Origin of the sequence: Arthrobacter sp. ISL-28, assembly GCF_018613875.1 — a bacterium.
Lineage (GTDB): Bacteria > Actinomycetota > Actinomycetes > Actinomycetales > Micrococcaceae > Arthrobacter.
The window spans coordinates 41,079-50,241 of sequence record NZ_JAGGPJ010000037.1 but is presented as its reverse complement, the minus strand read 5'-3'; the positions used below and the strand labels follow the sequence as shown (position 1 = coordinate 50,241).

At 66.0% G+C, this 9,163-nt stretch carries 9 protein-coding genes and 2 tRNA genes; 5 read left to right on the top strand and 6 right to left on the bottom strand.

Annotation, left to right across the window (positions count from 1 at the left end):
• Window positions 1-34: 34 nt before the first annotated feature.
• Complete coding sequence (locus J7E80_RS21115) at window positions 35-1,006, bottom strand: acyl-CoA thioesterase II (RefSeq protein ID WP_215054170.1); 972 nt, start codon at window positions 1,004-1,006, stop codon at window positions 35-37.
• A gap of 63 nt (window positions 1,007-1,069) precedes the next feature.
• On the opposite strand from J7E80_RS21115, the gene J7E80_RS21110 reads away from it, so the two are divergent.
• The gene (locus J7E80_RS21110; RefSeq protein ID WP_215054169.1) at window positions 1,070-1,774 is read left to right on the top strand and encodes a hypothetical protein; all 705 of its coding nucleotides are present in this window, start codon (window positions 1,070-1,072) and stop codon (window positions 1,772-1,774) included.
• Here J7E80_RS21110 and J7E80_RS21105 read toward each other — a convergent pair.
• From J7E80_RS21105 to pepN, 4 genes are all read right to left on the bottom strand, one after another.
• Window positions 1,771-2,232, bottom strand: a complete 462-nt coding sequence (locus J7E80_RS21105; RefSeq protein WP_285291894.1) for a globin — start codon at window positions 2,230-2,232, stop codon at window positions 1,771-1,773. The genes J7E80_RS21110 and J7E80_RS21105 overlap by 4 nt on opposite strands.
• 2 nt (window positions 2,233-2,234) lie before the next feature.
• Window positions 2,235-2,906 carry a mechanosensitive ion channel family protein gene (locus tag J7E80_RS21100; protein ID WP_215054168.1) on the bottom strand — a complete coding sequence of 224 codons (672 nt, stop codon included), beginning with the start codon at window positions 2,904-2,906 and terminating at the stop codon, window positions 2,235-2,237.
• Between the two features lie 99 nt (window positions 2,907-3,005).
• Window positions 3,006-3,497 (bottom strand): OsmC family protein, encoded by a 492-nt coding sequence (locus J7E80_RS21095; RefSeq protein ID WP_215054167.1) that lies wholly within the window; start codon window positions 3,495-3,497, stop codon window positions 3,006-3,008.
• Window positions 3,498-3,566: 69 nt separating this feature from the next.
• Window positions 3,567-6,119: an aminopeptidase N gene (gene pepN, locus J7E80_RS21090; RefSeq protein ID WP_215054166.1), complete on the bottom strand. Its 2,553-nt coding sequence runs from the start codon at window positions 6,117-6,119 to the stop codon at window positions 3,567-3,569.
• Between the two features lie 135 nt (window positions 6,120-6,254).
• Here pepN and J7E80_RS21085 point away from each other — a divergent pair, with 135 nt between their 5' ends.
• From J7E80_RS21085 to J7E80_RS21075, 3 genes are all read left to right on the top strand, one after another.
• On the top strand, window positions 6,255-7,271 hold the full coding sequence (locus tag J7E80_RS21085) for a hypothetical protein (RefSeq protein ID WP_215054165.1): 1,017 nt from the start codon (window positions 6,255-6,257) through the stop codon (window positions 7,269-7,271).
• 93 nt (window positions 7,272-7,364) lie between these two features.
• On the top strand, window positions 7,365-7,859 hold the full coding sequence (locus J7E80_RS21080; RefSeq protein ID WP_215054164.1) for a ribose-5-phosphate isomerase: 495 nt from the start codon (window positions 7,365-7,367) through the stop codon (window positions 7,857-7,859).
• A complete protein-coding gene (locus tag J7E80_RS21075) occupies window positions 7,859-8,770 on the top strand; it encodes a DNA-formamidopyrimidine glycosylase family protein (RefSeq protein WP_215054163.1) in 912 nt (303 codons plus the stop codon). The genes J7E80_RS21080 and J7E80_RS21075 overlap by 1 nt, the downstream gene beginning before the upstream one ends.
• Window positions 8,771-8,852: 82 nt before the next feature.
• Here the strand turns inward: J7E80_RS21075 and J7E80_RS21070 are convergent.
• A tRNA-Gly gene (locus J7E80_RS21070) sits at window positions 8,853-8,926 on the bottom strand.
• 153 nt (window positions 8,927-9,079) lie between these two features.
• On the opposite strand from J7E80_RS21070, the gene J7E80_RS21065 reads away from it, so the two are divergent.
• A tRNA-Pro gene (locus J7E80_RS21065) sits at window positions 9,080-9,154 on the top strand.
• The last annotated feature ends 9 nt before the right edge of the window (window positions 9,155-9,163 follow it).

Sequence of the window (9,163 nt, the reverse complement as noted above, 5' to 3'; positions counted from 1 at the left end):
ACACCTAAGTAAACGGCATTGGGGCTAGTCCCGCTCAGCCCTTGCGCATCTGATGCTGCAGGACTTTGGTCTGGAAGGCACCCGCCACCTTGCTCTTCAGATCGGTGGGCACCCGGACCATGCCTTCCTGGGCCACGGACGCCACATGCAGGCCGTCGCGGTTGAAGATCTTCCCGGTGGCAAGCCCTCGGGCACCCTGGGCGCTGGGCGATTCCTGCACATAGAGCAGCCACTCGTCCACCCGCACCGGCCGGTGCCACCACATCGCGTGGTCCAGACTGGCAACGCTCATTCCCGGCGTGATCCAGCTCAGCCCGTGCTTGCGCAGGATTGATTCAAGCAGCGTGTAGTCGCTGGCGTAGGCCAAAGCAGCCCGGTGGGTATTGGCGTCGTCCGGCATGCGGCTGAAGGTCTTCATCCAGACGGCATTGCGGGCTTCCTTCTTGCCGGTGGCTGCGACGTAGAGGGCGGGATCCACGTGTCGGATGTCGAACGGCCGTTCATAGGCCCAGTGCCGCGCCACGGGGTGGTCGAACTTGCCCAGCAGGTCGGCGGTGCTGGGGAGGGACTCCGGATCCGGGATTCCGGCCGGCATCTCGGACTGGTGCTCGATGCCCTCGTCCCCGGCCTGGAACGAGGCGATCATGGACAGGATCGGCTTGCCCTCCTGGTATGCATGGACCCGGCGTGCCGAGAATGACCGGCCGTCCCGCAGCCGCTGCACCCCGAATGTGATGGGCGCGTCTGCGTCGCCGGGCCGGAGAAAATAAGCGTGCATTGAATGCACCGTCCGGTCTGCCTCCACGGTTCGCATTCCTGCAATGAGGGACTGCGCCAGCACCTGGCCGCCAAAGACCCGCTGGTGCGGCTGACGCTGGGATGGGCCCATGAAGATGTCCTCATCGGTGCGGGCACCCTCAAGTTCGCCGAGATCCAGCAGCTCGATCAGGGACGTAGTGGGGTCGTTCGTGGGTAATTCCTGCAATCCGGCGTCCGCTTCAGTCATGGTTTGACTCTAGACGTCGGCCCGGCAGCGCTCAACCGAGCCCCAGCCGGTAGTGTTTTAGATGTGTCTGATCTCCTCACCCAGTCTTTCCGCTTCGCGGACCCCCGGGATCTTGCCGATCTCCGCACCTACGCCACCCGCGCCAAAGCCATTGACGACGGCGCCATCCGCCTTCAGGCCGCCGGCCCGGTCCTGGCCGCCTACGTCTGTGTGCTCCGGCCCCGGATCCTGGGAGAATCCACGCCCACCATCCTTGGACTCCGAACCATGGGTCTGGCCGAACCGTCCACCACGGACGTCACGGTGCCGCTGGCTGCAGTCCTCGACCGGCTGGCCCGGGCAGGGGAGAACGACGCCGAGCTGCCGCTCCCGCCGTCGACCGTCACCGAATCCTGGGCGGGCGTCGGCGCCCCGCGGGCCGGCTGGGAGCTGATCGGCTCCGTTCCCGACAGCGAGCTGCGGGCGGCCGCCGAGGCGGGCATCGGCGAGGTGGCCGGAATCGTACCGGACAAGCCGGGTGCCCTCATCGTGAACAACGCCCGCGCTGCAGTCTGGGGCCGCGAACTGGAAGGCCGCTCCGGGCTTCCCGCCGGCGCCGCCTTCGCCGCACTCGCACTAGGCTTCCTGGGCGACGACGAACAGCGCCTCTACCGGGCAGGTCGCTGGTTCCGCCTCAGCGGCAGCCGCGGGCACGTCCTGGCCAGGACAGGTGCCGGCCTGCTGTCAGCACCGACGGAAGCCGGCAGCCGAAACTCCGCGGGAAACTAGGAAGCGGACGACGGGCTGTTGACCATGGAGAGCGCGGCCCGCTCCATGTAATCCCACAGGGTGCCCTCGTACAGCGGAGGAAGCTCCAGCGAATCCACGGCCGCGCGCATGTGGTGCAGCCAGCGGTCCTTGGCCTCCGGCGTCACCTGGAACGGCATGTGGCGCATGCGCAGCCGGGGATGGCCGCGTTCCTCGCCGTAGGTAGTGGGCCCGCCCCAGTACTGTTCCAGGAACATCAGGAACCGCCGCTTTGCCGGGCCGAGGTCCTCCTCGGGATACATCGGCCGCAACAGCGGGTCGGTCGCCACGCCGTCATAGAACACATCGATGAGCTTCACGAAGGTCTCGTGGCCACCCACGGCGTCGTAGAAGTTGTCGGTGTACCCGGGCTGGCTGAAAGGATCATTGCGCATCAGCTGCCGGGGCGCATTGGGTTCAGAGGGAGTGGGCAGGGTCATGGCTATTCTCCGGCCTTTTGCTGCGGTCCGTGCTGTGCTTCAGCTTCGAGCGGCCCGGCGTCCGGCTCCTCCACGGGAGCCACATAATTGCCCTGCGAACGGTTGCCCACCCGGAGGATTTCGCCGTTGCGCAGGTACCAGATGGCGCCGTTCTCGTCCCTGACGCGCGTGATCCGCAGCCCGATCGACTCCACGACGCCCACGACTTCGCTGGTTTCAATGATGTCGCCGATCCCGTACTGGTCCTCGATGGTGATGAAGATGCCGGCCAGGAAGTCGCGGATGAGCTGCTGGGCGCCAAAGCCGATGGCGATACCGAGAATACCGACGCTGGTCAGCAGCGGTGCCACATCGACGTCGAGGTTCTTGAGCACATAGATGCTGGTGATGACGGCGAGGACCACGCCGATCACGCTGTTCAGCAGCGACCCGATGGTGTTGGCCCGCTGAACCCGCCGTTCATGGTCCAGGGCACGCAGCGCGGGAGCGACCCACCGGAAATGCGGCTTCTTGAAAAGCGTTGTTCCGCTGGCGACCCGCTTGGTGATCCGGGAGATCAGGAAGCTCGCCAGCAGCCACAGGAGGACGCCAGCGCCGAGGCTGATCGCGATTCCGGCGACATTGAACCCGTCGGGTTCCAACGAGGCGGAAGGCGTTGTAAACATGCTGTACATCTGTAGGGATGCTCCTTGTTGCTCTCCGGCGCCAGCCGGATGGTTCCGCCGGCGTCCGCGCGGCGGTGTGGGCTCTGTTCCCTTTTAAGGGTAGCGGGATTATGCCGGTGGCTTGCTTCCGGCCGCTGTGGTAACAGGAGCGTGCATCACGGGGAAATTTACGCTGCGGGCGATGAAACACACCGCGTTGGCCTGCCGGTGCATCTCCTCGGCAAGATCTGCGGGGACCGGCTCAGCCACCGTCACCTGCGGCCGGAGGGTCACGCTCTCGAACTGGCCGCTGCCATCCCGGTTGAGCCGCATTGTGCCTGTGGCATGGTCCTCATAGGACTGGACGACGACGCCGTGCCGCACCGCCACGTGCAGGAAGGACAGCATGTGGCACTGCGCGAGCGCCGTGAGCAGCAGCTGTTCCGGGTTGTACCGCGAGCGGTCTCCATGGAACGTGGGGTCGGCGGAGCCCTTGAGGACCGGCAGCCCGGGAATTTCGACATCGTGGTCCCGGGAGTACTCCCGGTAGGACGACGTGCCGCTTCCCAAGTTGCCGGTCCAGCGAACAGTCAGCGAATAGTGGTGCTCGTCAAGGGCCATGCCGCCAGTTTAGACGCCGGTGACGGGCGCCCGCGGTGCCGGGCGCCCGCTATACCTACATGCCTGCTCCTAGATATCAGCCGCGCGTGCCCGCAGCGCCCTCGCAACGCCGTCTCGGTTTTCCAGCATCATGCGGCGCAGCGCCGCGCTGTCCTCCGGAAGCGCCGCAAGGAAGTCGTCCGTCCGGTCCACGGTCGCCTGTGTGGTCAACTGCGCCGGGTACAGCCCGACGACGATCTGCTGGGCGAGCGCGTGAGTGCGCTCAGCAACGATCCCCGGAACCGCCTGGAAGTACTTCTCCGAGTACGGCTCGAGCAGGGCGGTGTCCAGCACCCTCGTGAAGCCGGCGACGGCCGAAGCCTGGATGGCGTTGGAAAGCTCGCCTGTGACCACGATTGACTCCCAGGCCGCTGCCTTGGCCTCGGGCGTGGGGATGGCGGCCTCTGCCAGCGCGGCCGCATTCTGCCCGCTGGAGGTGTTGTCCCGTGCAAGCTCGGCGTCGATCTGCTCCTGCCCGGCCCGTCCGCCGACCACGAGGGATGCCACAAGTTCCCAGCGCAGGTCCTGGTCCACCGTCAGCCCGGGCAGCGTGACGGAGCCCTCCAAAAGCCCGGCAACGGTGTCCAGCTGCTGTCCACTCCGGGCCAGCAGCGCGTACGACTTCACGAACTGCAGCTGGGCATCCGAACCCCCGGGCACCGCCGAGGCGAGATCCCAGAGCCGGTCTCCGGCCGCCACCATGGTGGCTTCTCGGTGTTCCTCGGCCACATAGAAGGTCAGCGTGGTAGCCAGCTGGCGCAGCTGGACCAGGATCACCGACGAGTCGCTTTCAGCGGCGATGTTGGCCAGGATCAGGTCCACGTAGCCGCGCGCCGGGGTCTCGCCGTCGCGGGCGGCGTCCCAGGCCGAACCCCAGACCAACGTGCGGGGGAGGCTCTCCCGGAAGTCCTTCAGATGCGACTTGGCAGTGGCCAGCGACTTCTCATCAAGCCGCACCTTGGCGTAGGCGAGATCGTCGTCGTTGAGCAGGATGAGGTCCGGCTGCCGCAGCCCGGCGAGCGCCGGCACGTCGGTGCGTTGGCCGTCGACGTCGAGCTCCTCACGGTGGACGCGCTCGAGCTTTCCCTCGTCCGTGACGTCATAGAACCCTACGGCGAGCCGGTGCGGCCGGAGGGTCGGCTGCTCGGCTACGGCCGACTGGAGGATGGCGAACCCGGAAATGGTGCCGTCCGCATCAAGGGTCAGCTCGGGCTCGAGAGTGTTCACCCCTGCCGTTTCCAGCCAGAGGTGTCCCCACTGGTCCAGGTCCCGTCCGCTGGCCTTCTCCAGCTCGATCATGAGATCGCCCAGCTCCGTGTTGCGCCAGGCGTGCTTGGCGAAGTATTCGCGGACCCCGGACATGAACTGCTCAGGCCCCACCCAGGCCACGAGCTGGCGCAGCACGGAGGCGCCCTTGGCGTAGGTGATGCCGTCGAAGTTGACCTCCACGTCCTGGAGGTCATTGATCTCGGCGAAAATCGGGTGGGTCGTGGGTAGCTGGTCCTGGCGGTAGGCCCAGGATTTCTCCACTGAGGCGAAGGTGGTCCAGGCGCTCTGGAACTTAGTATTCTCCACGGCGGCGAGGTGGGACATGTACTCCGCAAAGGATTCGTTGAGCCAGAGGTCGTTCCACCAGCGCATCGTCACCAAGTCGCCAAACCACATATGCGCCAGTTCGTGCAGGACCGTGATGGCGCGGCGCTCCACCTGTGCTTCGGGAACCTTGCCGCGGAAAACGTAGCCTTCCAGGATGGTCACGGCCCCGGCGTTTTCCATGGCGCCGGCGTTGAATTCCGGCACGAAGAGCTGGTCATACTTTTCAAACGGGTAGGGGCAGCCGAACTGCGCCTCGAAGAATTCGAAGCCCTGGCGGGTCAGTTCGAAGATGTTGTCCGCGTCCAGGTACTGCATGAGCGACTTCCGGGCGAACACTCCGAGCGGAATGACACGGCCGTCGGAGCCCGTCACATCGCTGCGCACCGACTGATAGGGGCCGGCGATCAGCGCGGTGACATAGGAAGAGAGTGGCGGCGTGGGGGCGAACTCCCAGATGGAACGGGCAGCACCCTCTGGTCCGGGGGATGTCGACACCGGCGACGGGGTGGGGGAATTCGAGACAATGTCCCAGTGTGACGGCGCCGTCACCGTGAACTTGAACGTGGCCTTGAGGTCCGGCTGCTCGAAGACGGCGAACATGCGGCGCGCGTCCGGCACCTCGAACTGGGTGTACAGGTAAACCTCACCGTCCACCGGGTCAACAAAGCGGTGCAGCCCCTCGCCGGTGTTCATATAGGGAGCGTCGGCCACTACTGTGAGCTCGTTCTGCCCAGCAAGGTCCGGGAGCTGGATGCGGATGCCGTCCGAAACCTCGAAAGGGTCCAGTTCCCGGCCATTCAGCGTCACGCTGTGAACGGCGTCCGTCACGGCGTCGATGAACGTGGAGGATCCGGCCGCGGCGCTGAAATTTACCGTGGTGGTGGAACCGAAGACGTTCTCGCCCCTGGTCAGGTCCAGGGTGACATGGTAGGAATCGACGTTGATCAGATCGGCGCGTTCGCGTGCTTCGGCGCGCGTCAGGTTCATGCCAGGCAAGATTGTGCCTCCGGAGGGTGGTGGTCGTTACTGTGAAGCCATTCTTTCATTTCCCGGGTCTTTGGCAAGTTGCCTGGATCACTTTCCCGGTCCCCGGCAGCGAGGCTGCGGGGGTAGCGTTAACGCATGGGAAAGTTCCTCGAATCGGTGGACATCAAGGCGCTGCGCTTCGCAATAGGGTTTCCCATACTGCTGGCGGTCGCTTTCGCGGTGAGCGCCATGTTGCTGCGGCCCGATCTTCCGGATCCTCTGGCAGTCCGGTGGGACGACGGCGGCGGCGCCAGTTTTGCGCCGTTTGCCGCCTATGTGGGGGGCGGGGCCGCCATGATCGTCCTGACCGGGTGGCTTGTGCTCCTGCAGGCCGTCCCCGTTTCGCGTCCCACGGTGATGCGGCGCATCATGATGGGCGCGGGCCTGACGGTGAGCCTGTTCGTGACGAGCGTGCTCGCGGCGGGCCTGGTGGGCCAGGCCGGTGTGGCCGACGCCCGGGATTCCGAAGTGGACCTCATCGTGCTGGCCATGGGGAGCGGGGCCGCTCTCTCGCTTGGCGTCATCATGGGATTCGTTTTCAAGGCGGACCAGCAGTGGACGCCGGAAGATGACCGCGCCCTGCAGCAGGCCCTGGAACTGGAACTTGATCCCGAGCTGGCCACCGACTCGATCAGATTATGGGTTCACGCCCGCAGCTCCGTCTTTGTCATGATCGGCATTGCGAGCCTGTTCCCAGCCTTACTCATTTCCATTGCCGTTCCCTGGCTGGGTGCCCTGCTCGTTGCCGCAGCCATCATCGGTGCGGCCTTTCTGTTCGCGCGTGTCACGGCGGACCGCAGCGGACTCAGGGTTTTCGTTGCCGGGGTACTTCGGGTGGTGGACGTGCCCGCGGCGGCCATCTCGGCTGCCGCTCCGGCGGACGTCCGGGCGGCCGACTATGGCGGCTGGGGCTACCGCAACCACGGCGGAACAGCAGCCGTGCTCGTGAGCAGCGGGCCCGCCGTCGTCGTGCGCAAGACCGATGGCCACCGCCTGGCGGTGAGCGGCGGGAACTCGGCATCGGCGGAGCGCCTCGCGGAAGTACTCACGCGGGTGGCCGCGCGGGCACGGGGGGAAGGCCCTTCTCCTTCCCAGGGCGACGCAGACTCCTAGCCCGGGAAGATGCACCTAGTACTCTTGGATCTGTTGATTTGACCTGTACCAGCCCGGCCGCGCCCCGGTGCTCATGATTGAACGGAAGCTACCGTGACCACAACTCCTGCATTCCCGCGGGTCCACATCGCCACCGACCACGCAGGGATGGAGCTGAGCGCCCACCTGGTCAGCCACCTCTCAGCCAAGGGCTACGACGTGGTGGACCATGGGCCCAAGGAATACGACGCACTGGATGACTACCCGTCGTTCTGCATCAATGCAGCACTCGCCGTCGTGGCGGACCAGCAGGCCGGCGTGCACGCGCTGGGCATCGTGCTGGGAGGTTCCGGGAACGGCGAGCAGATCGCTGCCAACAAGGTCAAGGGCGCCCGTGCCGCCCTCGCCTGGAACCACTCCACCGCCGTCCTGGCACGCCAGCACAATGACGCGAACGTCGTGGCGGTGGGAGGACGGCAGCACAGCGTTGACGAGGCCACCGCCCTCATCGAGGCGTTTCTGCAGGAGCCCTTCAGCAACGACGAACGCCACATCCGCCGGATCGGCAAGATCGCAGCCTACGAAACCACCGGCGAGGTTGTCGAGTAGTGCCCGAGGGGCATTCCATCCGCCGGCTCGCCCGCCAGTTCGGGGACGTCTTCGCCGGCGAGCGGTTAGCCGTCTCCAGTCCGCAGGGACGTTTCGCGGCCGGCGCGGCACTGCTGGACGGCCACACGCTGGTGGACTCGGATGCGCACGGCAAGCATCTGTTCCTGCATTTTGAGCACGGAATGGTGCTGCACGTCCATCTTGGCCTGTACGGCGCCTGGGACTTCGGCGGCGACCGCGAGTTCCGCGGCGCCTCCAGCATCGGGGCGCCGCGCAAGGTGGGGGAGCGCGAAGTGCCCGGCATTGCCGTGCCCGACGGCGACACTCGTTATGCCGGCCCGCCAGAGCCGGTGGGCGCTGTGCGGGTCCGCCTGGTCGGCGACCACGGCTGGGCCGACCTGCGCGGTGCCACCACCTGCGCTGCCATCACCGAGGCCGAGGCCGAGGCGGTCCTGCGGCGGCTCGGTCCTGACCCGCTGCGCACTCCTGATCCGCTGCATAACAGCCGTGCCGACTTCATCCGGCGGATTACCGCCCGCAGGACCCCGCTGGCCTCGCTGCTGATGGACCAAAAGGTGATCGCCGGCGTCGGAAATGTCTACCGGGCTGAAGTCCTCTTCCGCCAGCGCATCGACCCCATGCTTCCCGGCCGGGAACTCACGGCGGAGGCGACGGGCCTCCTCTGGGATGACACGGCGGCGGTGATGGCCGACGGCGTCCGCGACGGCAGGATCGTCACCACGACGGCGGCTTTCTGGGGCGATAGGAGTTCGCTGCCGCCCGCCGAGGACGCGCATTTCGTTTACCGCCGCCACGGGCAGCCCTGCCGCATCTGCGGCACGGCCGTGGCCCTGGCCGAGCACGCTGCCCGCAAACTTTACTGGTGCCCGTCATGCCAACGTCCGGCCTGAGCCTGGCGTCGCCGCGATGAAAAAGTCATGCATCGAAAAGCGGGGCGATGAAAAGGGGCCCCTCGCAGAGGGGCCCCTTTCGTGGAGGGGACGACGGGAATCGAACCCGCGTAATCAGTTTGGAAGACTGAGGCTTTACCATTAAGCTACGTCCCCGAGGGAAGGCAGTGCGCGGCGTATGGGCCGCTGGGTCGCAACTGCGGATCTTCGGGCTGGCTGTTGAAGCCGGATATAACTAAACCTAATTCATGCCCCACGTGTCAAATGTGCAAACCCGGCAGGTATGAACGTAGACTGTCCTGTGCATTACGGGGTGTAGCTCAGCTTGGCTAGAGCACCTGCTTTGGGAGCAGGAAGTCGCAGGTTCAAATCCTGTCACCCCGACTCTGTGGC